This is a genomic window from Elioraea tepida (assembly GCF_019203965.1).
In the GTDB taxonomy this organism is placed as follows: domain Bacteria; phylum Pseudomonadota; class Alphaproteobacteria; order Acetobacterales; family Acetobacteraceae; genus Elioraea_A; species Elioraea_A tepida.
The window spans coordinates 454,436-477,122 of record NZ_CP076448.1; the positions used below are offsets into that span (position 1 = coordinate 454,436).

A 22,687-nucleotide genomic window follows, 5' to 3' on the forward strand; every position below is an offset into this window, starting at 1 on the left:
TCTTACTCCGCGCGCGTGAAGGTCAGAAGCAGGTCCTCGCCGACGGGGGTGATGCCGGTACGTCGGAAGCGCGGCATGGCGTCGAGCCCGGCGAGGGCGAGCGCACCGACCGCCGGAGCGCCGTCGCTTCCGATCAGCCCGGGTGCTGCGAACCAGGCGAGCCGGTCAACGAGCCCCGCACCAAGGAGCGCGGCCGCGAGCGTCCCGCCTCCCTCAGCGAGGACCCGCGTGATGCCCCGGCTGCCGAGGGCGCGCAAGCCCTCGGCGAGGTCGGGCTGGCCGGTCGCGTCGGCGCGCACCTCCATCACCGTGCAGCCCGCGTCGGCGAACGCGCCGATCCGCGCCCGGTCGTTCCCGGGCAAGGTCAGAATCCAGGTAGGGGTCTGCCACGCGGTCGCAACCAGTACGGAGGTGAGCGGCAGCCTCAGCCGACCGTCGGCGACGACACGCACAGGCCCCGGCCGCGCGGCGGGAACCACGCCGGGCAGCCGGACGGTGAGAGCGGGATCGTCGGTGGCCGCCGTTCCCGCGCCGACCAGCACGGCATCATGGCTCGCGCGAAGGAGGTGCGCGGCGCGGCGTGCCGCCTCGCCGGTGATCCAGCGGCTCTCCCCGGAAGCGGTGGCGATCCTGCCATCCAGCGTGGCGGCAAGCTTGAGCGTGACGAGGGGACGGCCGGAGCGTATGCGGGCGATGAAGCCCGCGTTCAGCTCCGCGGCCTCCGCTTCCGCCACCCCCTCGGTCACCGCGATGCCGGCGGCGCGAAGCCGCGCCACCCCCTCGCCGTTCACGCGCGGGTCGGGGTCGCGGGTCGCGATCACGGCGCGGGCGATTCCGGCGGCGATCAGCGCATCGGTGCAGGGGGGCGTGCGGCCCCAGTGGCAGCAGGGCTCGAGCGAGACATAGGCCGTCGCCCCGCGCGCTGCCGCCCCGGCGCGGGCGAGCGCCTCGGTCTCGGCATGCGGGCGGCCGCCAGGCTGCGTCCAGCCGCGCCCGACCGCGACCCCGTCGCGGACGATCACGCAGCCGACGGCAGGATTGGGCCAGACATTGCCGAGCCCGCGCTGGGCGAGCGCGAGCGCCGCCCGCATCCAGGCGAGGTCCTCGCCAGGGTCCATCGGCCGGCTCAGCCCTTGCCGCGGGAGCGGTCGGAGAGCGACTCGACGAAGGTCTCGAAGTCCTTGGCCTCGCGGAAGTTGCGATAGACGGAAGCGAAGCGGACATAGGCCACCGGGTCGACCTCGCGCAGCGTGTCCATCACCATCTCGCCGATCGCCTTGGAGGGGATCTCGCTCTCGCCCGAGCTCTCAAGCTGGCGCTGCAAGCCGTTCATGATCCGCTCGATGCGGTCCTCGTCCACGGGGCGCTTGCGCAGCGCGATTCGGATCGAACGGGCGAGCTTGTCGCGGTCGAACGCGACTCGTCGCCCGTCCGACTTCACCACCGTGAGCTCGCGCAGCTGCACCCGCTCGACGGTGGTGAAGCGCTGCCCGCAGGAGGGGCAGAAGCGTCGTCGGCGTATCGCCGTCCCGTCCTCGGTCGGACGGCTGTCCTTCACCTGGGTGTCCTCGTGGCCGCAGAATGGGCAGCGCATGGCGCTCGCGCAGGCTTACCGTCAGTCGCGATAGATCGGAAAGCGCGCGCAGAGCGCCTTCACCCGCGCGCCCACCGCCGCCTCGACGGCCGAGTTGTCGCCGTCATTGCTGCGCGCAAGCCCGTCCAGAACCTCGCCGATCATCCGGCCGACCTCGCGAAACTCGGCCACGCCGAAGCCGCGCGTGGTCGCCGCCGGAGAGCCAAGCCGTATGCCGGAGGTGACCATCGGCTTCTGCGGGTCGAACGGGATCGCGTTCTTGTTGCAGGTGATGTGGGCGCGCTCGAGCGACGCCTCCGCCGCCTTGCCGGTGAGGTTCTTCGGGCGGAGATCGACGAGAACGAGGTGGCAGTCCGTCCCCCCCGTGACGACGCCGAAGCCCTGGGTGAGTAGCTCGTCGGCGAGCACCTTGGCGTTCTCGACCACCGCCTTGGCATAGGCGCGGAAGGCGGGGGTGAGCGCCTCGCCGAACGCCACCGCCTTGGCGGCGATCACGTGCATCAACGGCCCCCCCTGAAGCCCGGGGAAGACGGCGGCATTGATCCGCCTCGCGAGCGCCTCGTCGTTGGTGAGGATCAGCCCCCCGCGCGGCCCGCGCAGGGTCTTGTGCGTGGTGGTGGTCACCACGTGCGCGTGCGGGATGGGCGACGGATAGACGCCTGCCGCGACCAGCCCGGCATAGTGCGCCATGTCGACGAGAAGGTAGGCGCCCACCTCGTCGGCGATCGCCCGGAATGCCGCAAAATCAAGCGCGCGGGGAATGGCGCTGCCACCGGCGATGATCAGCCTCGGCCGGTGCTCGCGGGCGAGCCGTGCCACCGCCTCCATGTCGATGAGGCTGTCCTCGCGGCGCACGCCGTAGGTCACCGGCCTGAACCACTTGCCCGAGAGGTTCACCGGGGCGCCATGGGTCAGGTGCCCGCCGGCGGCGAGGTCCATGCCGAGGATTGTGTCGCCCGGGTTGAGGAGGGCCAGGAACACCGCCTGATTGGCCTGCGCCCCCGAGTGCGGCTGGACGTTGGCGAAGGAGCAGCCGAACAGGCGGCAGGCGCGGTCGATCGCAAGCGCCTCCGCCTTGTCCACTTCGCCGCAGCCGCCGTAGTAGCGCCGGCCCGGATAGCCTTCTGCGTATTTGTTGGTCATCACCGAGCCCTGGGCCTCGAGCACCGCCCGGGAGACGATGTTCTCGGAGGCGATCAGCTCGATCCCGTCCTGCTCGCGCGCGCGCTCGCCGGCGATCGCAGCGGCGATCTCCGGGTCGGTCTCGACGAGCGGGGCGTTGAAGAACCGCTCGAGCGCCCGGGTTGGCGTTTCGACGTTCATCCTGCCGTCTCCGTAACGGGGGAAAGCTTGGCGACGCGGCGCGCGTGCCGGCCGCCCTCGAAGGGCGTGGCGAGGAAGGTGCGGAGCGCGTCGAGGGCGGGTTCGAGCCCTGTGAGGCGCGCGCCGAGGGCGAGCACGTTGGCGTCGTTGTGCGCGCGGGTGAGGCGGGCGCCGGTCGCGTCATGCACGAGCGCGCAGCGGATCGCGGGGTGGCGGTTCGCCGCGATCGACATGCCGATGCCCGTGCCGCAGACGAGCACGCCGAAGCGGGCGCGGCCCGCCGCCACCTCGGCGCAGACGCGGGCGGCGATGTCGGGGTAGTCCACGCTCTCCGGCCCGTTGGTGCCGAGGTCCTCGACCGCATGGCCGAGCGCGCGCGCCTCGGCCACGAGCGCGTCCTTGAGGGCGAAACCGGCATGGTCCGCGCCGAAGGCGATGGTGATGCTCACGTCAGGCCCGCCCGTTTGCGCCGGCCGCTCCGGCGCGGGGCGAGGCATACCACGGGCTGGGGCGATCGCGGAAGCCGACCCCAACGGGCTGGGGCCCGTCGTCCGACCGGCACCGCCCACGCGAGCGGGAGCCTATGCGTGTCGCCGGTTAAGCCGCCCCTTCCGCGCCTGCCCGAACCGGCCGGTTCCCCGTCGAAACCCCACCTGCCCCGAGGTCCTCCCCAGGCCGAAGATCACACGCTCAACCGCGACCTTCAGCGGGCGGAGAGCATCCGGCGGAGCTTGGCGAGCGCAAGCCGCTCGACCAGTGCGGGCGCATCCGCAGGGCCCGTGGCGACCGCCTCGAGCCCCGTCGTGGTATCGACCGCAGCGACGCGCAACCAAGCACCGAGCCGCCTGTGTTCGAGGATCACCTCGTCCGCCCCAGCGCCGCGAGGCTCACGCTGAGCGCCGGGGGCATGGTGAGGGAGGCGATCGTGTGCCATCGTCCGCTCCGCAAGCCCCGGGAAGGGAGACACGCCAATGTCGGACGGGAAGATGACCAATCCGCAAACGCCGAAGGTGGAGACGCTGGTTCTGCACGCCGGGTACCGGCGCGATCCAGCCACCAACTCGGTCGCGGTGCCGATCTACCAGACCACCTCCTACCAGTTCGACAGCACCGAGCACGCGGCGAACCTGTTCGCGCTGAAGGAGCTCGGCAACATCTACACGCGGATCATGAACCCCACGGTGGATGTGCTCGAGAAGCGCGTCGCCGCCCTCGAGGGAGGGGTTGCCGCGCTCGCCGTCGCCTCGGGCCAGGCGGCCAGCACCTTCGCGGTGATGAACCTCTGCCAGGCGGGTGACAACATCGTCTCCTCGACCGACCTCTACGGCGGAACCTGGAACCTGTTCGCCAACACGCTCAAGCAGTTCGGTGTCGAGTGCCGGTTCGTCGACCCGGCCGACCCGGAGGCCTTCGCCCGCGCCACCGACGACCGGACCCGCGCCTACTACGCCGAGACGCTGCCGAACCCGAAGCTCCAGGTGTTCCCGATCGCCGAGGTCGCAGCGATCGGCCGGCGCCTCGGCGTGCCGCTGATCATGGACAACACCGCCGCACCGGTTCTCTGCCGGCCGATCGAGCACGGGGCTGCAGTGGTGATGCACTCGACCACGAAGTTCATCGGCGGCCACGGCACCTCGATCGGCGGGGTGATCGTCGACGGCGGCAATTTCGACTGGGCGGCACATGCGCACCGCTTCCCGCTGCTCACCGAGCCAGACCCCTCCTATCACGGCGCGATCTGGACCGAGGCCGCGAAACCGCTGGGGCCGATCGCCTACATTCTTCGCGCGCGCGTGATCCTGCAGCGCGACCTCGGCGCGGCGATGAGCCCGTTCAACGCCTTCCTGTTCCTTCAGGGACTCGAGACCCTGCCGCTGCGCATGGAGCGTCACTGCGCCAATGCGCTGAAGGTCGCCGCCTTCCTCTCGAGCCACCCGGCGGTCACACGGGTGATCCACCCCTCGGTGCAGCAGGGTGAGGCGAAGCGTCGGGCAGACGCTTATCTCCGCGGCGGCTACGGGGCGCTTCTCGGCTTCGAGCTCGCTGGCGGAATGGAGGCGGGGCGTCGGTTCATCGACGCCCTAAAGATGATCTACCACGTCGCCAATATCGGCGACGCGCGCACGCTTGCGATCCACCCCGCTTCGACCACGCACAGCCAGCTCGACGCCGAGGAGCAGGCGGCGACAGGCGTGACGCCGGGTTATGTGCGCCTCTCGATCGGCATCGAGCATATCGATGACATCCTCGCCGACCTCTCCCAGGCGCTCGAGGCGGCCACGGGCGTGCGGCGCAAGGCGGCGGAGTGAGCCGTGATGTTCGGCGCCTATCCTGCGGTTCGCCTCAGGCGCAACCGCTTCGATTCCTGGACGCGACGGCTCGTCGCCGAGAACGCGCTCACCGTCGATGACCTGATCTGGCCGATCTTCGTGCGCGAGGGGTCGGGCGTGCGCGAGCCGGTCGCCTCCATGCCGGGGGTGGAACGGCTGTCGATCGACCTCGCTGTTGCCGCGGCAGAGGAGGCGCGGGCGCTCGGCATCCCGGCGATCGCGCTCTTTCCCGTCACGCCGCCCGAACGCAAGGACGAGGAGGGAACCGAAAGCACCAACCCCGAGAACCTGATGTGCCGGGCGGCCCGCGCCATCAAGACGGCGGTGCCGGAGATCGGCCTCGTCGGCGACGTCGCTCTCGACCCCTACACGAGCCACGGCCATGACGGGGTGATCCGCAACGGCTATGTGGCGAACGACGAGACGGTGGCGGTGCTCTGCCGCCAGGCTGTGGTCCAGGCCGAAGCGGGCATCGACGTGATCGCGCCCTCCGACATGATGGACGGGCGCGTCGGTGCGATCCGCGCCGCTCTCGACGCGGCGGGCTTCATCCACACGCGGATCATGGCTTATGCGGCGAAATACGCCTCTGCCTTCTACGGGCCGTTCCGCGAGGCGGTTGGGTCAGGCAGCGCGCTCAAGGGCGACAAGAAGACCTACCAGATGGACCCGGCGAACACCGACGAGGCGCTGCGCGAGGTGGCGCTCGATCTCGCCGAGGGTGCGGACATGGTGATGGTCAAGCCCGGGATGCCTTATCTCGACATCCTGAGGCGTGTGCGCGAGACCTTCCATGTGCCCACCTTCGCCTACCAGGTGTCGGGCGAGTACGCGATGATCGCAGGCGCAGCGGAGCGCGGCTGGCTCGACGGCGAGCGGGCGATGATGGAGAGCCTCTTGGCGTTCAAGCGCGCCGGGGCGAACGGGGTGCTGACCTATTTCGCACCTGCGGCGGCGCGGCTGCTGCGGCGGGGCTGAGCGGGCGGGCGAGGCGGGTGGCCGCTCGGGCGCGCGGCCCCGAGGCGCTCAGCCGCCACCTGGGCGTGGGGGTTCCCTCCGCCCCCGGCATTGCGATCGCCGCGGTCGGATGGACCGGGCGGGAGGTCGTGCGTGGGCACCCGCTGCCGGCGGGAACGCTGGCCGGTCCGACAGCCGATGCGCGACCGTCATGGAAGCGTGTCGGAAAACTTTACACCCCCAGTTTGGCCCTTTCCGAGATTTGGGTGATTCAAAGGCTTAAATACTGGCATAGCGATTGCTTTAAAGGTCTTTGTGTGGCCCTGCACGGTTGAAACGGGAGCGGGAGTCACGAAACGGGAGCGGGAGTCACAAAGCCTGAAGAAGGGAAACATGCGTCTTCGAACAACCATCGTGGCAGCGGCCTTGGCCCTCGCCACCGCTCTGCCCAATGCCCAGGCGAGCACGATCGTCATGGGCTTCAACGCCAACACGCTGCCGCCGAATGACGACGGCTCGACCGGCCTCGTCAGCCTCGGCTTCAGCTTCAACTTTTTCGGCACGACCTATACCCAGCTCTACGTCAACAACAACGGCAACGTCACGTTCGATTCCCCACTCTTCACCTACACGCCGTTCCCGCTTCTGACGACGAGCCGGGTGATCATCGCGCCGTTCTTCGCCGACGTTGACACGCGTGGGTCCGGGTCGCAGCCCGTCACCTACGGCACCGGGACGTTCGGCGGCCGCGATGCCTTCGGCGTGAACTGGATCAACGTGGGTTACTATAATCAGGGAACAGACAAGCTGAACAGTTTCCAGCTGCTGCTCGTTGACCGGAGCGACATCGCCGCAGGCGACGCCGACATCTATTTCAACTATGGCAGCATCCAGTGGGAGACGGGCAGCGCCTCCGGGGGCAGTGGTGGGCTCGGCGGCTCCAGCGCCCGCGCCGGCTACTCGAACGGCGTCAATGCCGCCTTCGAGCTTCCTGGCTCGGCGGTCAACGGCGCGTTCCTCGATGGCGGGCCGAACGCGCTCAACACCAGCAGCAACATCAACGTGCCCGGGCGCTGGCTGTTCCAGGTCCGAAACGGGGCGGTGGTCAACCCCGACCCCACACCGGTTCCCGAGCCCGCGTCGCTCGCCCTCCTCGGCCTGGGGCTTGCCGGCCTCGCTCTCGCCCGGCGCCGTCGCGTCTGACGCTGCTTGACCAACCCGAGGCACGGGGGATGCCACGGGCGTGAGGGGCCGGCGCCGCTCGGCGTCGCCCCTTCTCTTTTTCAGCCCTGCACGAGCATGAACCGCTCGAACGCCGCGCGCGCCTCAGGCGGCGTCGCTTTCGGCCGGCCGGTCGCAGGGTCCACGTGCACGTGCACGAAATGCCCCTCCGCCGACGCCCTCTCCTCCTCCTCCCGGAAGATCCCGATTCCATAGCGCACCGACGAGGTGCCGAGCCGCTCCACCCGCAACCCGACGGTCACCGGATCGGGAAAGGCGATCGGCTTGTGGTAGCGGCACTGCGTCTCGACCACATAGCCCCGGAGCCCCGGCGCGTGCGGCAGCACCTCGGCGATCAGGAAGCGCGCCACCGCCGTGTCGAACCACGAATAGTAGATGACGTTGTTGACGTGGCCGTAGGCGTCATTGTCCATCCAACGCGTGGTGATGGGGGTGAACCACAGATAGTCGGCACGCCGGCCGGTCGCCTTGGTCATGCTGCGGTCCTTTCGGCGTCCAGATGGTGTGAGAGGAAGGCGCAGATCGCACGGTCGGCCCAGGAGCCGTCCCGGCCGCGATCATGGAAGCCGACATGGCCGCCGCCCGAAGCGACCAGCGGTCGAACCTGCGGGTTCACGTCCCAGTCGATCGCACGGTAGGTGTCGGCGGGGATCCACGGGTCATCTTCCGCGGTGAGGCACAGTGTCGGCACCGTGATGCGAGGAAGTCGGGGGGGAAGCGAACAGCGCGTGTAGTAGTCCTCCGCGCCCGCAAAGCCCGCGAGCGGGGCGACGTAGCGCTCGTCGAAGTCGCGCACAGTGCGTGCGGCGAGCGCGCCCGCGAGCAGCGCGGGCGGAACATGTGCCCCGAGAGCGCGCGCCTCCGCCTTCATCCGGCGCAGGATCCAGGCGTGATAGAGCGCGTTTCGCGGCGCCATCATCCGCGCCGATACCGGCGCGAGCAGCACGGGAGCACAGATCGTTGCGGCAGCGACGATCGGAAGCGAGGGCGTCTCACCTTCCCTCGCAAGCGCATCGAGCACCTGCGTGCCGCCGAGCGACACCCCGATCAGCACAAGGCCGGGAGCGCGCACCGCCTCGGGCAGCGCACGCAGGGCGGCGACGATGTCCGCCCCCGCTCCGGCATGATAGGGCCTGCGCGAGCGCGGCAGCGAGGGGCGGGAGCCGCGCAGATTGAGCCGTACGACGCCATGGCCGCGCGCACGCCAGAACGCAGCCGAGCGGCGTATGTGAACCCCGTCCTCGCAGCCCGTGAGCCCGTGCACGAGCACCACCGTCTCGCGCCCCCTCCCCGCATGCCAGGCGGCGGCGAGCGCATCCCCGTCGCCGAGCTCGAGCCACAGACGCGCAAAGGGCCCAGGGTCGGGCGGGTCACGCCGAAGCGTGTCGCGGACGGTCTGGAGGTCCCCGGTCAGCCAGGGGAAACGCGGCCGAAACGGTTCAGGCGTCCAGGAAGGCGGCGACACGGCCGATCTGGTCGTCATCGACGAGAGCAGGGACATGCCCGACCCCGGGCACGGTATGCAGCGCGACACCCGGCCGCGCGGCCATGCGTTCGGCCGTCTCGGGCAGGAGCAGATCCGACAGTTCCCCACGCAGAACGAGAATGGGGATCGAGATCCCCTCCCACATCGCCCAGAGGTCGATGTCCTGCGCGACCTCAGGCATGGGCGCGGCGATGGCCGGATCATAATGAAGTCGGATCGTTCCGTCCGGCACCCGACGCGCCGAGGTGGCGGCGAGATGTCGCCAATCCTCCTCCGTCATCGGGCCGAAGCCCGCATGCACCCGGCGCAGATGCGCCTCGAGCGCTGTCTCGTCCGCGAAGGCCGGGTCGGCGCCGACGTAAGCCCTGATCCGCGCAAGCGCCGGCGCTGGCAGGAACGGCCCGACATCGTTGAGGACGAGGCGCCGGATCGGCTGGCCGGGAAGCGCCGCGATCGCAAGGCCGATCAGCCCGCCCATCGAGGTGCCGACCCAGTCGACCGTCTCCGCCCCGAGCGCGGCGAGAAGATGCGAACACGCCGCGATGTAGGTCGGCACCCCGTAGAGCATCGGGTTCGCGAGCCACTCGCTCCGCCCGCGCCCCGGCATGTCGGGGCAGACGACGAAGCGGCCGCGCGCGGCGAGCGCCGCGGCGAGCCGGTCGAAGTCTCTCCCCGTCCGGGTGAGCCCATGGAGGCAAATGATCGGCGGGCGCGGCCCGGGCGCGCCCCATGCGACATAGGCAAGCGAGTGGAAACCGTCGGCGGCGAGCCAGCGGACTGACGCCTCGCGCGGGTTCACACCACGCCCTTGGCACGAAGCGAGCCGATCTCCTCCGCCGTCAGCCCCGCCTCGAGCAGAATCTCCTCGGTGTGCGCGCCGAGCACGGGCGGAGGGGTGCGATAGTCGGGTGGCGTGGCGGAGAGTTTCACCGGGTTCGCGATCAGCTTCACCGGAACGCCGCCAGTCGCGGCATGCGGCATCTCGATCACCATCCCCCGCGCCTGGACGTGCGGGTCGGCGAACACGTCCTTGAGCGTGTTGATCGGCCCGCAGCCGATCGAGAGCGCCTCAAGCTCCCTGATCCACTCGGCCGTGGTTCGGCTCTTCATTACCGGGGTCAGCGTGTCGGTCACGAGCGCGCGGTTGGCGACGCGCGCGGCATTGGTGGCGAAGCGGTCGTCGGCGAGCAGGTGCCCAAGCCCGAAGGCCTTGCAGAAGCGCTCGAAGGTCGCGTCATTGCCGATCGAGAGCATGATCGCGCCGTCGGCGGTCGCGAACACCTGGTAGGGAACGATGTTCGGGTGCTGGTTTCCGAGGCGCGGCGGGTTCTCCCCCGTCGCGAGATAGTTCATGCCCTGGTTGGCGAGCCAGGCGACATGGGTGTCGAGCATGCCGATGTCGATGTGCTGCCCCTGCCCTGTCGCCTCCCTGTGGCGCAGGGCGGCGAGGATGCCGATCGTGGCATAGAGCCCGGCGAACAGGTCGGCGACCGGGATGCCAACCTTCTGCGGCAGCCCGTCGGGTTCGCCCGTGAGGCTCATCACCCCGCCCATCGCCTGAATAAGGCTGTCATAGCCTGGCCGCGGGGCGTAGGGGCCGGTCTGGCCGAAGCCGGTGATCGAGCAGTAGATCAGCCCGGGGAACTCGCCGCTGAGGCTCGCGTAGTCGAGCCCGTATTTCGCAAGCCCGCGGGGCTTGAAGTTCTCGACCAGGATGTCGCAGCGGGCGATCAGGCGCTTCGCGAGCGCCGCGCCCTCGGGCTTGGCGATGTCGAGCGTGAGGCTGCGCTTGTTACGGTTCACCCCGGCGAAATAGGCGCTCTCCTTCGTCGGGCCGTCGGCACCGGGCAGGAAGGGGGGAGCGAAGCCGCGCGTGTCGTCGCCGCGCGTGGGGTGCTCGATCTTGATCACGTCCGCGCCAAGGTCACCCAGCATCTGCGTGCAGGTCGGCCCCGCAAGCACGCGCGTGAGGTCGAACACGCGCAGGCCCTTGAGCGGCCCCGTCGGCTCCCTGCCCGTCTGATCTGCGGCCATCGCGTCCTTTCCCGAGAGGCCCCCCGGCTTGAAGGCCGCAGGGGGCGGGTGCATGGTCGGCGCGCTTATGGAACCCGAGCCGGGGAGGATCAAGCCCATGCCGGACACCCTCGTCGCAGGCCGCGTGCCCGCCGCGCCGACGCTCGATGAGCGCGCCCTCGCCCGCTCCCTTTCCGGGGTGCATCTGATCGATGGCGCACTCGTGCCTGCCCTCTCGGGCAGGACCTTCCCAGTGGTGAACCCGGCGACCGGCGAGGAGGTGGCGACCGCCGCGGAGGGCGACGCGGCGGATGTCGACCGTGCGGTCGCGGCCGCCGCCGTCGCGCAGAAGGCCTGGGCGAAGGTCCCCGCCCGCAAGCGCGGCGAGCTCGTTGGCGCCTGCGCGCGCGCGCTTCTTGACCATGTCGAGGAGCTCGGGCGTCTGATCGCTCTCGAGACCGGCAAGGCGTTGCGCACCGAGAGCCGGGTCGAGGCGCAGGTTCTTGCCGACATCTTCGCCTTCTACGGCGGGCTCGGGTCGGAGCTGAAGGGCGAGACGGTTCCATTCCACCCCGACGTTCTGTTGCTGACGATCCGCGAGCCGCTCGGGGTGGTCGGCGCGATCATTCCCTGGAATGTGCCGATGCTTCTGATGGCACTGAAGGTCGCGCCCGCCCTCGTCGCCGGCAATGCGGTGGTGGTGAAATCGGCCGAGGAGGCGCCGCTTGCGGTTCTGCGCGTGTGCGAGATCCTCAACCGGCTGTTGCCCCCTGGCCTCGTCAACATCCTCTCCGGCTTCGGCCCCGAGTGCGGCGCGCCGCTCGTCGAGCACCCGAAGGTGCGGAAGGTGACGTTCACCGGCTCGGTCGAGGTCGGGCGGGTCGTCGGCCAGGCGGCGGCGCGGAAGATCATTCCGGTCACGCTCGAGCTCGGCGGCAAAAGCCCGATGATCGTGTTCGACGACGCCGACCTCGAGCGGACGGTTGCCGGCGCGATCACCTCGATGCGCTTTACCCGGCAGGGGCAGAGCTGCACGGCGGCGAGCCGGATCTACGTGCACGAGCGGATCTTCGACGCCTTCGCCGCGGCGCTTGCCGCGAAGGTGGACGCTATGGTGATGGGGGACCCGCTGGACGAGCGCACCGACATCGGAACGATCATCAGCAGAGCCCAGTTCGAGAAGGTGAAGGCCTTTATCGACGAGGGGCTCGCCACGCCGGGGGCGACGGCGCGCGCCTGCTCGGCCCTGCCGACCGACCCGGCACTCGCCAAGGGCCTGTTCATCCGGCCGCACATCTTCTTCGGCCTGCCGCGGACGAGCCGGCTCGTGCGCGAGGAGATCTTCGGCCCCGTCACGGTCCTGTTCCCGTTCCGCGACTGGGAGGCGGTGCTCGAGGAGGCGAATGACAGTGACTACGGCCTCGCCGCCTCGGTGTGGACCAACAACCTGAAGATCGGCCTCAGGATGGCGCACGCGCTCGAGGCGGGGCTTGTGCAGATCAACCAGAACCTCGTGGTTCAGGCGAACCTGAGCTATGGCGGCATCAAGAGCTCTGGGCTCGGCAAGGAGGCCTCGCTCGAGGCGATGCTCGAGCACTTCATGCACAAGAAGACGATCATGGTGAACATGGCCTGAGCCCCGCCGACAGCCAGAGGCCGGCTCGACGGCCGCTGTATGCCGCGCCGCGACGGCTGGCGGACGCGGAAAGTGGCGCTGCGCGGTGCCCCGGCTGGGTCGGACCGGCTCTAGCCGCTGCGACGGCGGCGCAAAAGCGCGAGCGCCGCGACGGCGACCCCTAGGAGGCCCAAGCCCGCCGGCTCAGGCACCGGCGTTCCGCCCCCGCCGCCTGGCCCATCGCCTGACCCTCCTCCGGGACCGCCGCCAGGGCCACCGCCTCCCGTCTCGCCGCCCCCGGGCGACAGACCGCCTCCCCCGCCGTCGGAGAACACCAGGGGAGCACCAGCCAAGGGGAACAGAAGGCCCGGTGTTGGAGCGGAGGCAATTACCGGCGGCGGCGCCACCGCCGGTTCTCGCAGAGCGGCAGCGATCAGAGGCGGAACGCCGGTGGCGACACAGACGAGGGTTAGAACGGCGGCAGCGCGTGGCCTGACCGCAGCCGTGGTGGCGATCGCAGTACGCCGGACGGGGCGCACCGGTCGCGACACTGTTGCAGCCGCCGGCACCCATGATGACGCCCTGCGCGGCCTGAGCACCCAGAAACAGCGGATCGGCATGACCTGCCCCGGTGCGTTAAACCCTTGGTAGCATCTCTATACCGACAGTGTGTAGCTTTTTCTATGCATCTTTTTCATCTCTGCACAGCTCAAAAAGTGTACACTTGGCGCCATCGGCCCGCGCCTCGCTTGGGCCGAGCCAGAACCGGCACGCGAGGGTCCTTTCGCATCCAGCTTCGTCGTTCCCGCTCCGTCGGGCTTGCCCGCTCTCGCCTTGGCACGACATCTTCAGACACCATCCGAGGAGACCATGGACGCACCCCCTGGAACCGATGCCGCGCTCGGACTCGCCGCACTCGAGGCGCGCGTCAGACGCGACCTCGCCCTGATCGCCTATCCCGAGCCGGAATGGGTGCCGCCCCGCGTCACCGCGACGGGCGAGCGCATGCTCGATGTGCTCGTGGTCGGAGCGGGCCAGGGCGGGCTCGTCACCCTCTTCGCCCTGAAGCGCGACCGCGTCACCAACATCCTCGCGATCGACCGCAAGCCGGCCGGGGCGGAAGGCCCCTGGCGCGACTACGCCCGCATGATCACGCTGCGGTCGTGGAAGACCGTGACCGGGCCTGACCTGGACATCCCCTCGCTCACCTTCCAGTCCTGGTTCGAGGCACAGTGGGGGGAGTCGGCCTTCGCGGCCCTGAACAAGATCCCGAAGGAGATGTGGGCGGACTACCTCGCGTGGTATCGCCGCGTGTTGTCGCTTCCGGTGCGGAACGGCGTTGAGCTGCTCGCCCTTGATCCCTGCGCGGACGGCCTTGCCGCGCGCGTGCGCGACGATGCGGAGGAGCGCACCCTCATCGCACGAAAGGTCGTGCTCGCCACGGGGATCGAGACGCCGGGGCGCTGGTGGATGCCGGACTTCATCGCCGCCCTGCCCCCCCATCTCCGGGCCCACACTGCAGACGCGATCGATTTCGCAGCGCTCAGGGGCAAGCACGTCGCGGTCTTGGGCGCCGGCGCCTCGGCCTTCGACAATGCCGCGACCGCGCTCGAACACGGCGCGCGCGTCACCCTCTGCTGCCGGCGGCCGGTGCTGCAGCGCCTCCAGCCCTACAAGCAGATCTCCTATGCCGGCTTCTTCCGCGGCTTCCCCCAGCTCCCCGATGCCGAGCGGTGGCGGTGGATGAACCACCTCCTGACGCTGCGCGAGGCCTTCCCCCGCGAGACCTGGGAGCGCGCCTCGCGCCACGCGGGCTTCACCCTGCGCACGGGAACGCCCTGGCTCGGCGCGCGCGCGATCGGCGACGGCCGAGACCAGCAGGTCGAGATCGACACGCCCTCGGGCCCGCTCCGGGCCGATTTCGTCATCTGCGGCACGGGCTTCGAGATGGACCTCGCCGCCCTCCCCGCTCTTGCCCCGCACGCGCCGCTGATCGCCACCTGGGGTGACCGCTACCGCCCGCCCGAGGCGGAGGCGAACCCGCGGCTTGCCCGCTTCCCCTATCTCAGCCCGGGCTTCGCCTTGACCGAGCGCACCCCCGGCACCGCCCCCTGGCTCAAGGACGTGCACCTCTTCAGCTTCGCGGCGACAGTCAGCTTCGGGCCTTCCGGAAGCTCGATCAACGCGATGAAGTTCGCCGCCCCCCGCCTCGCCCAGGCGATCGTCTCCGACCTGTTCGCGGCCGATGCCGAGGCGCACTATCAGGCCCTGGTCGCGTACGACACGCCGGAGTTCACCCTGCCCGGCGAGGCCTGACACTTGGCACGCCGCGTGCACCCCCTGACGTGACCCTCATGAGCACTCCGGAGAGACAGCGCATGTACCGCAGAACCCTCCTCGCCTCCGCCCTCGCCGCCCCTGCCGTGCTGCCCAGCACGAGGGCATCTGCCCAGACCTTCACGTTCCGGCTGCACTCCTTCAGCTCGCCGACCGCTCTCGACCACACGATGCACCTCGACCGCTGGGCCGAGACGGTCGGGCGCGAAAGCGGTGGCCGGATCAAGGTCGAGGTCTATCCGGCTCTGCAGCTCGGCGGCCAGGCGCGCGACCTCGTGCAGCAGGCGGAGGATGGGGTCGTCGACATCATCTGGACGGTCGCGGGCTTCAGCCCCGGCCGGTTCCCCGGCACCGAGGGGCTCGAGCTTCCGTTCGTGAACACCGGCACCTCGGCGACGATGAGCCCGGCGGCGATGGAGTTCGCCGAGAAGCACCTCGCCGACACCGAATACCGCGCCTTCAAGATCATCTGCATCCATTCGACCGACCGCTCGGTGGTGCACACCACCCGCCGCCCCATCCGCACGCTCGAGGACTTCCGCGGCCTCAGGATCCGGGTCGCGGGGCGGTTCATCGGCGAGACGGTCAGCGCCTTCGGCGCGACCCCGGTCGGGATCCCGCTCCCTGGCGTCTACGAGGCGCTCGCGCGCGGCCAAGTCGACGGCATGATGATCAACTGGGCCATCACGCTTCCGTATCGTTTCTTCGAGGTCGCCAAGTATCACACCGACACGGCGGTGTTCCAGGGCATGCTTCTGACCCTGATGAACCGGCGCTCTTACGAGCGCCTGCCCCCCGACCTTCGCGCCGTGATCGATGCCAACAGCGGGATCAACTACGCGAAGAAGATGGGCGAGATCTGGGACAGCCAGACCGCCCCGGCGATCGCCGCCAACCGCGACGCCCCTGGCAACGAGATCATCACCATCTCGCCACAGGAGCGCGCGCGCTGGGTGGCCGCGGCGCAGCCCGTCTACCAGACCTGGATCCGCGAAATGAACCGCCTCGGTCGTCCGGGCCAGCAGATGTTCGACGACCTGATGGCCATCACTGCCAAGTATGGGCGGGCCTGAGGCGGCGGGCGTCGGGCTTCTCGACCGGGCGGCACGGGCGCTCGCGATCGCGGGCGGCGTGCTGCTCGTCGCCGCCATGGCGGTGACGGTCGCCTCCGTCGGCCGCGCCGCCTTCGGTCGCGCGATCCTCGGCGATACGGAGCTCGTTGAGCTTCTGGTTGGCGTCGCCATCGCCTGGTTCATGCCCTGGTGTCAGGCCCGCCGCGCCCATGTCCGGCTCGAGGTGTTCACTGCGCGTGCCCCGGAGCCGGTGCGCCGTGCGCTCGACCGGGCGGCGGGGCTCATGGTTGCGCTCGTCGTCGCCCTGCTCGCCTGGCGGCTCATCCAGGGTGGGCTCGATGCGCATGAGCGTGGGCGGCAGACGATGTTCCTCGAGCTCCCCCTCTGGTGGGGCTACGCCGCGGCGGCGATCGGCATGGTTCTGTGGACCATGATCGCGCTCGCGCAGTCGGTCGCCCGGCTCGATCCTGCACCGTCGACACCCCGCCCGTGAGCCCGCTCGAGGTCGGCATCGCGATGTTCGCGGCCATCGCGCTGCTTCTTCTGGCGCGCGTGCCGGTCGGTGTCGCGATGCTGCTTGCGGGCGGTGCGGGCTATGCCGCGATCAGCGGGCTGTGGCCGCTTCTGAACACGCTCAAGACGCTGCCGTTCTCGCGCTTCTCCTCCTATACGCTCTCGGTCATCCCGCTCTTTCTGCTGATGGGCGAGTTCGCCACCAAGGGGGGGATGAACGCCGCCCTGTTCCGCGCCGCGCGCGCCTGGTTCGGGCACTGGCGCGGCGGGCTCGCGGTCGCGACCATCGGCGGCTGCGCCGCCTTCGGGGCGATTTGCGGCTCCTCGCTCGCGACCGCCGCGACGATGAGCCAGGTGGCGGGCCCCGAGATGCGGCGTGCCGGCTACTCGCCGGCGCTCGCGACCGGAACGCTCGCCGCTGGTGGCACGCTCGGCATCCTGATCCCGCCCTCGGTGATCCTCGTCATCTACGCGATCTACACCGAGCAATCGATCGGCAACCTGTTCATCGCTGCGGTGATCCCGGGCCTGCTTGCGACCGCGGGCTACATGCTGGTCGTGAACCTCTACGCCCGACTCGCGCCCGACGCCGCGCCGCCCTCGCCGCGCCTTCCGCTTGCCACGCGCTTCGCCGAAAGCCGCGAGGTCTGGCCCGCGGCGTCGGTGTTCCTGCTGGTCGTCCTCGGCATCTACGCAGGCTGGTTCTCGCCGACGGAGGGAGCGGCGGTCGGCGCCGCAGCGGTGGGGCTGCTGGCGGTCCTGGTCGGCGGCATGCGGGGGCGGCAGTTCGTCGAAAGCCTGCTCGCGACGGCCGAGACCACGGCGCTGATGTTCCTCATCCTGCTTGGCGCCGAGCTGTTCTCGGCCGCGCTCGCCCTCTCACGCCTGCCGGCCTTCGTCTCGTCCTGGGTGGTCTCGCTCGGCCTCGCTCCGGTGACGGTGCTTGCCATCATCCTCGTGCTCTACCTCGTGCTCGGCTGCGCGATGGAGAGCCTCGCGATGGTGCTGCTGACGCTTCCCGTGTTCGTTCCGGTGATGCTCGCGCTCGATTTCGGGCTCAGCCACGCGCAGGTTCTCGTCTGGTTCGGGATCCTCGTCCTGGTCGCGGTCGAAGTCGGGATGATCTCGCCTCCGTTCGGCCTAAACCTGTTCGTGATCAACGCGCTCTCGAAGGACGTGCCGATCACCGAGACGTGGCGCGGCGTGCTCGGCTTCTGCGCCTCCGATGTCGTCCGTCTCGTGCTTCTTGTCGCCTTCCCGGGCCTCTCGCTCTGGCTTCCCGGTCTCAGCTGACGCCGGCGGGGAGCGTGTCACCCGCCCGCGGAGCGGGCGCGTCAGCGCGTCGCGTTCGAGGCCTCGAACAGGGCGCGCGTCCGCTCGGCGTCGTACGGCCTCTCGCGCAGCGTCTCGGCGTCCCACTCGCTCCGGCCCGGGCGGAAGAAATCCCCGCCATAGACGTGCAGCGCCCCGGTGAGGCGGGGGATCGGGTTGAGAACGGAATGGATGATGTCCTTGCCGAGCGGCACGGCCTCTCCGGCCGAGAGCGCGTTCGCCCCCGCCGCCTCGACACGCGAGGCCCCGTCCTCCTCGATCCGACGCCAGAAGATGTTGTCCTCGCGGCCCGTATAGAGGCCGATCACCGCCCACATCCCGTGGTTGTGCGGCGGCAGCGTCATGTAGGGGCCCCAGACGAGGTTCAGGATCGTCAGCCTCTCGGAGCGGTAGAGGGTGTTCAGCCCGGCACGCTTCGGCTCGCCGAGCCCACGCAGCACCGCGCCCGGCTCCGACACCGCGCGGGCAACGAGCTCGCGCACCGCGCGCTGGCCGTCGCCGCCGCGCACGGCCTCCTCACACTCGGCGATGAAGCGGTCGAGATCGAACATCGGCTCCTCCCTCGTCGTGTTGCGCCCAGTCTAGACGGGCCGAGGCAGGACGTCGCGCGCCGCTGTTGCGGAACGGGCACGCCGGACAGTCGGAACGGGACGAAGCGGGCCGCCGCAGACGGGCGTCCCGAGGCCGTGTCAGATCAGCCCGAGCTCGGCGAGCTCCTGCCGCATCCGCGCGGACATCGCCGCAAGCCCCTTCGCCGACGCCCTCGCCCCGCGCGCGACGTCGGGCGGCGCCTCGGAGGCCTCGAGATAGCGCCAGCCCTGGAACGGTTTCACCGGCCTCGGCTCGACCGGAACGAGGACCGGGTCCAGGTGGAGCGCGCAACACGGAGAGCCGTCGTCCCACAGGTCGGGGCCGATCGCCGTGATCCTCTGCCGAACCTGGACGAAGCCGCCGATCACCCAAAAGATCGAGCCTCGGCCTGCGATCTCCTCCGCCCGGCGGGGGAAGCTGCGCGTGTGGTGTCGAAGCGGCGGGTCTGCCTTCGCCCGGGCCGTCTGCCGGTCGGCGAGGTCTTCGACCGTGGCGCAGCCGGCCGCGAGCTTGAGAAGATGGAGCATGCGTTGAGCATGGCCCCGCGGCGGGGATTCGCAAGCCGCGCGCGAGCGCGCATCGGCCAGGGCTTGGCCGCCCTGCGCCCCTGACGGTTCCCGCAGGCAAGCGTGGCGATCAGCGCCCGCGTCGGCGCTCAGGCAGAGCGCGCGCCTCGCGCCGTCATGGTTGCCCTCTGGCTCGCGTCGCCGGCACCCTGCTCGGCCGCGGGCAGCGGGTGCGGGTCGAGGCTCGGGCGGACAGGGTCACGCATGCTTCCCCCTTCCCCCGACGTGCCGCTTCCGGCCGCGAGCCAAGCACCGAGCAACGCCGTCCAGAGCCGCATCGCGTTCTCCCCCTCCGGCGACCACGCTTGGGGACGGATGTGTCAGGCCTGTGGCATGCCGCTGTCGGCGATGTGCCGATGACGCGCACGTGACCCGCCGCACGGCGAGGCGACGCCGAGCCCCCCTTACCTTGCGGCTCTCCTGTGGCATCTCGTCGGCATGCCGAAGCTGGTTCGCCTCGCCCGCCGCCTCCTTCTCGCCCTGCTCGCCCTCGCCGTCGCTCTCCCGGTTCTCGCGCTCGCTGCCGGGTGGGTGGTGCTTCGCGTCACCCTTCCCCCGCAGCGCGCCGAAGCCGAGATCCCGGGCCTCTCCGCCCCGGTCGAGGTGACGCTCGACCGGCACGGGATCCCGTACGTCCGCGCCGGATCGGAGGCCGATGCCTGGGCGGCGATCGGCTGGCTGCACGCGCGCGACCGGATGTTCCAGATGGAGCTGATGCGGCGCAGCGCCTCGGGGCGGCTTTCGGAGCTGATCGGCGCGCCGGGGCTGAGACTCGACCGCTACGTCCGGCTGCTCGGCCTCGAGCAGGCGGCACGCGAGGATTTCGCGGGTCTACCCGAGGAGACGCGCGCCGCACTCGCGGCGTATGCGCGCGGGGTGAACGCGTGGATCGCGCGCAAGGGGCGCTGGTCGGCCCCCGAATTCGTGATCATCGGCCACACGCCCGAGCCGTGGCGCGAAACCGACAGCCTTCTCTGGGGCAAGATGATGGCCGTGTTCCTCTCGGGGAACGCACGCACGGAACTCGCCCGGCTGAGGCTCGCGACGATGCTTCCACGCGAGCGGATCGACGAGCTGTGGCCGCGCGACCGGAGCGAGGGCAACCCGGTCGCCTCCCTTCCCGACCTCGGCGCGCATCTGTCGCGCCTTCTCGCCGCCCTGCCGGCGTTCGGCGAGGACGCTCCGGTTCCGCCGTCGGCCTCCAATGTCTGGGCGGTGACCGGAGAGCGTTCGGCCACCTCCCTGCCGCTGCTTGCCAATGACCCGCATCTGGCCTTCGCCCAGCCGATCCAGTGGCACCTCGCGCGCGTCGAGGCGCCGGGGCTCACGCTCGCGGGCGCGTTCGCTCCCGGCGTGCCGTTCCTCGTGCTCGGCCGGAACCACGCGATCGCCTGGGGTATGACGACCACGCACAGCGACACGCAGGACGTGTTCATCGAGCGTCTCGACGGCCCCGACCGCTACGTCACGCCGGACGGGCCCCGCCCCTTCACGGTTCGGGAGGAGCGCGTCCGCGTCCGCTTCGGCAAAGAGGTGACGCTTCGCGTGCGTGCGACGCGCCACGGCCCGGTTCTCTCCGACCTCGACCCGACCCCTGGGACGCCCGAGGGCCATGTGCTCGCGGTGGCGATGACGGCCCTCTTTCCAGGCGATCAGGCCGCCGCGGCGCTGCACCGTCTGAACCGAGCCTCGAGTTTCGCCGAGGCCGAGACGGCGGTCGCGAGCATCGGCGCGCCGCAGCAGAACATCGTGATCGCCGACCGCGCTGGGCGCATGGGCATGATCCTGCCCGCGCGCGTGCCGGTCCGCCGGGCCGGCGACGGCGCCTTCCCCGCCCCCGGTTGGGACGGAAGCCATGACTGGCTCGGCTTTGCTCCCTACGAGGCGCTGCCGCGCTTCGTCGACCCTCCCTCGGGGCGGATCGTCAACGCCAACAACCGCGTGGTGCCGGACGACTTCCCTGTCTTCCTCGGCCGGGACTGGTGGGGCGACTGGCGCTTCCGCCGGATCCTCGAGCGGCTCGAGGCCGAGCCGGCGCAGACCGCTGAGACGATGGCGGCGATCCAGATGGACGAGGTGAGCCTCGCCGCCCGCGCTCTCTTGCCGTTGATGACCACGATCGACCCGCCGTCGGACCCGCGCGCCGCGTCCGCTCTCGCCCGTCTGAGGGCCTGGGACGGGACGATGGCCGCCGACCGGCCCGAGCCGCTGATCTATTCAGCGTGGGTGCGGCAGATCGGGCGGCGGATCGCTGCAGGGGCCCTCGGCCCCGACCAGGAGGCGTTCCGGGAAAGCTCAGCAGAGTTCCTGCTCTTCGTGCTGCGCGACGGCAGGCACTGGTGCGGCGAGGGCGGATGCCATCGTCTTCTCTCCTCCGCCTTGACCGCTGCTCTCGCCGAGCTCACCGAGGCCCACGGGGCGGAGATCGAGCGCTGGCGCTGGGGGGCGGTGCACATGGTCCGGTTCCAGCACCCGCTGATGCGGTTCGTCCCCGTCATCGGCCCGTGGTTCGGAACGGTGCTCGAGACCGGCGGCGACAGCCACACGGTGATGCGTGCTGGCATTCGCCTCTCCGGCTCCGCCCCTTACGAGAACATCCACGGGGCGGGCTATCGCGGCGTCTACGACCTTGCCGATCTCGACCGCTCGCGCTTCATCATCGCCACCGGCCAGTCGGGGCACCCGTTGAGCCCGCACTATCGTGACCTCACCCCGCTCTGGGGCTCGGGTGCCACCTTGCGCCTGACCGCGACCCCCGACGGCGAGACGGGGCGGATCCTGCTCCGGCCGGGAAGATGAGACGGAGAGGTGACGGGGCGACGGCGCGATTGACCGACGCCGCGCGGTTCCGGAACACTAGGCGACTGATGTTGCAGAAGACGTTCCGCCGCCCGCAATTCTTCTACACCACCGCGCCGCTTCCCTGCCCCTATCTCGAGAACAGGCTGGAGCGGAAGCTCGTCACCGAGCTCACCGGCGCCGACGCCGAGGCGCTGCACGACCGGCTCTCGCGCGCCGGATTTCGGCGCAGCCACAACATCGCCTACGCCCCCGTCTGCCCCGGCTGCCAGGCCTGCATCCCTATCCGGATCGACGCGCGCGGCTTCACACCCTCGCGCACCCAGCGGCGAATCGCCGCCGCCAACGCGGCGGTCGAAGGCTTCGAGGTGCCGCCGCGCGCCACCACCGAGCAGTTCGCCCTATTCCAGCGCTACCAGGCGGCGCGCCACGCCGAGGGCGACATGGCGGCGATGGGCTTCTACGACTTCCGCGCGATGGTCGAGGACACGCCGATCGAGACCTGCGTCGTCGAGTTCCGCGACCCCGACGACACGCTGGTCGCCGCCTGCCTTACCGACCGGCTGTCGGACGGGCTCTCGGCCGTCTATTCCTTCTTCGACCCGAGACACGCCGCACGCTCGCTCGGCACCTTCATGATCCTCTGGCTCGTCCGCCGCACGCTCGCGCTCGACCTGCCGCATGTCTATCTCGGCTACTGGGTGCCCCAGAGCCGGAAGATGGCCTACAAGGCGAGGTTCAGGCCGGTCGAGATCCTCTGGGGCGGGCAGTGGCGCCGCCTCGCCGAGGACGAGGTGGCGCACGGCCCGGCGCCGCCCCCGGCATTTTCCGAACGCCTCACGGCAGGCTGACGCTGCCGCCCGCCCGACGCGGGGTGGCGCTTCAGGCGAACCGGTTGCGGCCGTTGCAGTGTCGG

The 22,687-nt window shown here is 70.4% G+C and carries 23 protein-coding genes; 10 read left to right on the top strand and 13 right to left on the bottom strand.

Translation table 11 applies throughout. From position 1 onward, the window contains the following. Nucleotides 1–2 precede the first annotated feature (2 nt). The 5 genes from ribD to KO353_RS02210 all read right to left on the bottom strand — a co-directional run bounded on the left by ribD (nt 3) and on the right by KO353_RS02210 (nt 3,779). On the bottom strand, nt 3–1,118 hold the full coding sequence (ribD, locus tag KO353_RS02190) for a bifunctional diaminohydroxyphosphoribosylaminopyrimidine deaminase/5-amino-6-(5-phosphoribosylamino)uracil reductase RibD (RefSeq protein WP_218286140.1): 1,116 nt from the start codon (nt 1,116–1,118) through the stop codon (nt 3–5). A gap of 8 nt (nt 1,119–1,126) precedes the next feature. Continuing rightward, nucleotides 1,127–1,594 carry a transcriptional regulator NrdR gene (gene nrdR, locus KO353_RS02195; RefSeq protein WP_218286141.1) on the bottom strand — a complete coding sequence of 156 codons (468 nt, stop codon included), beginning with the start codon at nt 1,592–1,594 and terminating at the stop codon, nt 1,127–1,129. 21 nt (nt 1,595–1,615) lie between these two features. After that, complete coding sequence (gene glyA, locus KO353_RS02200) at nt 1,616–2,917, bottom strand: serine hydroxymethyltransferase (protein ID WP_218286142.1); 1,302 nt, start codon at nt 2,915–2,917, stop codon at nt 1,616–1,618. Further along, the gene (gene rpiB, locus KO353_RS02205; protein WP_456236931.1) at nt 2,914–3,360 is read right to left on the bottom strand and encodes a ribose 5-phosphate isomerase B; all 447 of its coding nucleotides are present in this window, start codon (nt 3,358–3,360) and stop codon (nt 2,914–2,916) included. The genes glyA and rpiB overlap by 4 nt, the downstream gene beginning before the upstream one ends. Nucleotides 3,361–3,620: 260 nt before the next feature. Next, nucleotides 3,621–3,779 (bottom strand): DUF6898 family protein, encoded by a 159-nt coding sequence (locus KO353_RS02210; RefSeq protein WP_218286144.1) that lies wholly within the window; start codon nt 3,777–3,779, stop codon nt 3,621–3,623. A 124-nt stretch (nt 3,780–3,903) separates the two neighbouring features. Between KO353_RS02210 and KO353_RS02215 the strand changes: the two genes are divergently transcribed. From KO353_RS02215 to KO353_RS16225, 3 genes are all read left to right on the top strand, one after another. Then, nucleotides 3,904–5,226, top strand: coding sequence for an O-acetylhomoserine aminocarboxypropyltransferase/cysteine synthase family protein (locus tag KO353_RS02215; protein WP_218286145.1), 1,323 nt, complete (start codon nt 3,904–3,906; stop codon nt 5,224–5,226). A gap of 6 nt (nt 5,227–5,232) precedes the next feature. Continuing rightward, nucleotides 5,233–6,225 carry a porphobilinogen synthase gene (hemB, locus tag KO353_RS02220; protein ID WP_218286146.1) on the top strand — a complete coding sequence of 331 codons (993 nt, stop codon included), beginning with the start codon at nt 5,233–5,235 and terminating at the stop codon, nt 6,223–6,225. 372 nt (nt 6,226–6,597) lie between these two features. Beyond that, complete coding sequence (locus KO353_RS16225) at nt 6,598–7,407, top strand: nidogen-like domain-containing protein (protein WP_235691988.1); 810 nt, start codon at nt 6,598–6,600, stop codon at nt 7,405–7,407. A gap of 80 nt (nt 7,408–7,487) precedes the next feature. On the opposite strand, the gene KO353_RS02230 is transcribed toward KO353_RS16225, so the two are convergent. Genes KO353_RS02230 through KO353_RS02245 form a run of 4 tightly spaced genes read right to left on the bottom strand, consistent with a single transcriptional unit; the run spans nt 7,488 to nt 10,966 of the window. Then, nucleotides 7,488–7,922, bottom strand: a complete 435-nt coding sequence (locus KO353_RS02230) for an acyl-CoA thioesterase (protein WP_218286147.1) — start codon at nt 7,920–7,922, stop codon at nt 7,488–7,490. Further along, a complete protein-coding gene (locus KO353_RS02235) occupies nt 7,919–8,929 on the bottom strand; it encodes a YheT family hydrolase (protein WP_218286148.1) in 1,011 nt (336 codons plus the stop codon). The genes KO353_RS02230 and KO353_RS02235 overlap by 4 nt, the downstream gene beginning before the upstream one ends. Continuing rightward, nucleotides 8,886–9,731, bottom strand: coding sequence for an alpha/beta fold hydrolase (locus KO353_RS02240; RefSeq protein ID WP_218286149.1), 846 nt, complete (start codon nt 9,729–9,731; stop codon nt 8,886–8,888). Before KO353_RS02240 ends, KO353_RS02235 begins: the two co-directional genes overlap by 44 nt. Then, nucleotides 9,728–10,966 (bottom strand): CaiB/BaiF CoA transferase family protein, encoded by a 1,239-nt coding sequence (locus KO353_RS02245; RefSeq protein WP_218286150.1) that lies wholly within the window; start codon nt 10,964–10,966, stop codon nt 9,728–9,730. Before KO353_RS02245 ends, KO353_RS02240 begins: the two co-directional genes overlap by 4 nt. A gap of 97 nt (nt 10,967–11,063) precedes the next feature. On the opposite strand from KO353_RS02245, the gene KO353_RS02250 reads away from it, so the two are divergent. Next, nucleotides 11,064–12,581, top strand: coding sequence for an aldehyde dehydrogenase family protein (locus KO353_RS02250; RefSeq protein ID WP_218286151.1), 1,518 nt, complete (start codon nt 11,064–11,066; stop codon nt 12,579–12,581). Between the two features lie 110 nt (nt 12,582–12,691). On the opposite strand, the gene KO353_RS16975 is transcribed toward KO353_RS02250, so the two are convergent. Continuing rightward, a complete protein-coding gene (locus KO353_RS16975; protein ID WP_407928207.1) occupies nt 12,692–13,180 on the bottom strand; it encodes a PEP-CTERM sorting domain-containing protein in 489 nt (162 codons plus the stop codon). A 250-nt stretch (nt 13,181–13,430) separates the two neighbouring features. Here KO353_RS16975 and KO353_RS02260 point away from each other — a divergent pair, with 250 nt between their 5' ends. The 4 genes from KO353_RS02260 (at nt 13,431) to KO353_RS02275 (ending at nt 17,776) form a co-directional block, all read left to right on the top strand. After that, on the top strand, nt 13,431–14,876 hold the full coding sequence (locus KO353_RS02260) for an NAD(P)-binding domain-containing protein (protein WP_218286153.1): 1,446 nt from the start codon (nt 13,431–13,433) through the stop codon (nt 14,874–14,876). Between the two features lie 62 nt (nt 14,877–14,938). Next, nucleotides 14,939–15,970, top strand: coding sequence for a TRAP transporter substrate-binding protein (locus KO353_RS02265; RefSeq protein WP_218286154.1), 1,032 nt, complete (start codon nt 14,939–14,941; stop codon nt 15,968–15,970). Continuing rightward, nucleotides 15,957–16,463: a TRAP transporter small permease gene (locus tag KO353_RS02270; RefSeq protein ID WP_218286155.1), complete on the top strand. Its 507-nt coding sequence runs from the start codon at nt 15,957–15,959 to the stop codon at nt 16,461–16,463. The genes KO353_RS02265 and KO353_RS02270 overlap by 14 nt, the downstream gene beginning before the upstream one ends. After that, nucleotides 16,460–17,776: a TRAP transporter large permease gene (locus tag KO353_RS02275; RefSeq protein ID WP_235691989.1), complete on the top strand. Its 1,317-nt coding sequence runs from the start codon at nt 16,460–16,462 to the stop codon at nt 17,774–17,776. The genes KO353_RS02270 and KO353_RS02275 overlap by 4 nt, the downstream gene beginning before the upstream one ends. Nucleotides 17,777–17,817: 41 nt before the next feature. Here the strand turns inward: KO353_RS02275 and KO353_RS02280 are convergent, their stop codons facing one another. From KO353_RS02280 to KO353_RS02290, 3 genes are all read right to left on the bottom strand, one after another. Further along, the gene (locus KO353_RS02280) at nt 17,818–18,366 is read right to left on the bottom strand and encodes a cysteine dioxygenase family protein (protein WP_218286156.1); all 549 of its coding nucleotides are present in this window, start codon (nt 18,364–18,366) and stop codon (nt 17,818–17,820) included. A gap of 138 nt (nt 18,367–18,504) precedes the next feature. Next, the gene (locus KO353_RS02285; protein WP_218286157.1) at nt 18,505–18,933 is read right to left on the bottom strand and encodes a DUF1489 family protein; all 429 of its coding nucleotides are present in this window, start codon (nt 18,931–18,933) and stop codon (nt 18,505–18,507) included. A 128-nt stretch (nt 18,934–19,061) separates the two neighbouring features. Then, the gene (locus KO353_RS02290) at nt 19,062–19,250 is read right to left on the bottom strand and encodes a hypothetical protein (RefSeq protein ID WP_218286158.1); all 189 of its coding nucleotides are present in this window, start codon (nt 19,248–19,250) and stop codon (nt 19,062–19,064) included. Nucleotides 19,251–19,410: 160 nt separating this feature from the next. On the opposite strand from KO353_RS02290, the gene KO353_RS02295 reads away from it, so the two are divergent. Both KO353_RS02295 and KO353_RS02300 read left to right on the top strand, forming a co-directional pair. Then, complete coding sequence (locus KO353_RS02295; protein ID WP_218286159.1) at nt 19,411–21,771, top strand: penicillin acylase family protein; 2,361 nt, start codon at nt 19,411–19,413, stop codon at nt 21,769–21,771. 68 nt (nt 21,772–21,839) lie between these two features. Next, nucleotides 21,840–22,622: an arginyltransferase gene (locus KO353_RS02300; RefSeq protein WP_218286160.1), complete on the top strand. Its 783-nt coding sequence runs from the start codon at nt 21,840–21,842 to the stop codon at nt 22,620–22,622. Nucleotides 22,623–22,687: the final 65 nt, after the last annotated feature.

Bases quoted from the DNA above. Each gene is read 5' to 3' on its own strand.
- KO353_RS02260 (WP_218286153.1), top strand. From the start codon at position 13,431: ATGGACGCACCCCCTGGAACCGATGCCGCGCTCGGACTCGCCGCACTC.
- KO353_RS02285 (WP_218286157.1), bottom strand. From the start codon at position 18,933: ATGCTCCATCTTCTCAAGCTCGCGGCCGGCTGCGCCACGGTCGAAGAC.
- KO353_RS16975 (WP_407928207.1), bottom strand. From the start codon at position 13,180: ATGCCGATCCGCTGTTTCTGGGTGCTCAGGCCGCGCAGGGCGTCATCA.
- KO353_RS02300 (WP_218286160.1), top strand. From the start codon at position 21,840: ATGTTGCAGAAGACGTTCCGCCGCCCGCAATTCTTCTACACCACCGCG.
- ribD (WP_218286140.1), bottom strand. From the start codon at position 1,118: ATGGACCCTGGCGAGGACCTCGCCTGGATGCGGGCGGCGCTCGCGCTC.
- hemB (WP_218286146.1), top strand. From the start codon at position 5,233: ATGTTCGGCGCCTATCCTGCGGTTCGCCTCAGGCGCAACCGCTTCGAT.
- KO353_RS02290 (WP_218286158.1), bottom strand. From the start codon at position 19,250: ATGCGGCTCTGGACGGCGTTGCTCGGTGCTTGGCTCGCGGCCGGAAGC.
- KO353_RS02235 (WP_218286148.1), bottom strand. From the start codon at position 8,929: ATGACGACCAGATCGGCCGTGTCGCCGCCTTCCTGGACGCCTGAACCG.
- KO353_RS02245 (WP_218286150.1), bottom strand. From the start codon at position 10,966: ATGGCCGCAGATCAGACGGGCAGGGAGCCGACGGGGCCGCTCAAGGGC.
- nrdR (WP_218286141.1), bottom strand. From the start codon at position 1,594: ATGCGCTGCCCATTCTGCGGCCACGAGGACACCCAGGTGAAGGACAGC.
- KO353_RS02270 (WP_218286155.1), top strand. From the start codon at position 15,957: ATGGGCGGGCCTGAGGCGGCGGGCGTCGGGCTTCTCGACCGGGCGGCA.
- KO353_RS02215 (WP_218286145.1), top strand. From the start codon at position 3,904: ATGACCAATCCGCAAACGCCGAAGGTGGAGACGCTGGTTCTGCACGCC.
- KO353_RS16225 (WP_235691988.1), top strand. From the start codon at position 6,598: ATGCGTCTTCGAACAACCATCGTGGCAGCGGCCTTGGCCCTCGCCACC.
- KO353_RS02295 (WP_218286159.1), top strand. From the start codon at position 19,411: ATGCCGAAGCTGGTTCGCCTCGCCCGCCGCCTCCTTCTCGCCCTGCTC.
- KO353_RS02265 (WP_218286154.1), top strand. From the start codon at position 14,939: ATGTACCGCAGAACCCTCCTCGCCTCCGCCCTCGCCGCCCCTGCCGTG.
- KO353_RS02250 (WP_218286151.1), top strand. From the start codon at position 11,064: ATGCCGGACACCCTCGTCGCAGGCCGCGTGCCCGCCGCGCCGACGCTC.
- KO353_RS02230 (WP_218286147.1), bottom strand. From the start codon at position 7,922: ATGACCAAGGCGACCGGCCGGCGTGCCGACTATCTGTGGTTCACCCCC.
- glyA (WP_218286142.1), bottom strand. From the start codon at position 2,917: ATGAACGTCGAAACGCCAACCCGGGCGCTCGAGCGGTTCTTCAACGCC.
- KO353_RS02280 (WP_218286156.1), bottom strand. From the start codon at position 18,366: ATGTTCGATCTCGACCGCTTCATCGCCGAGTGTGAGGAGGCCGTGCGC.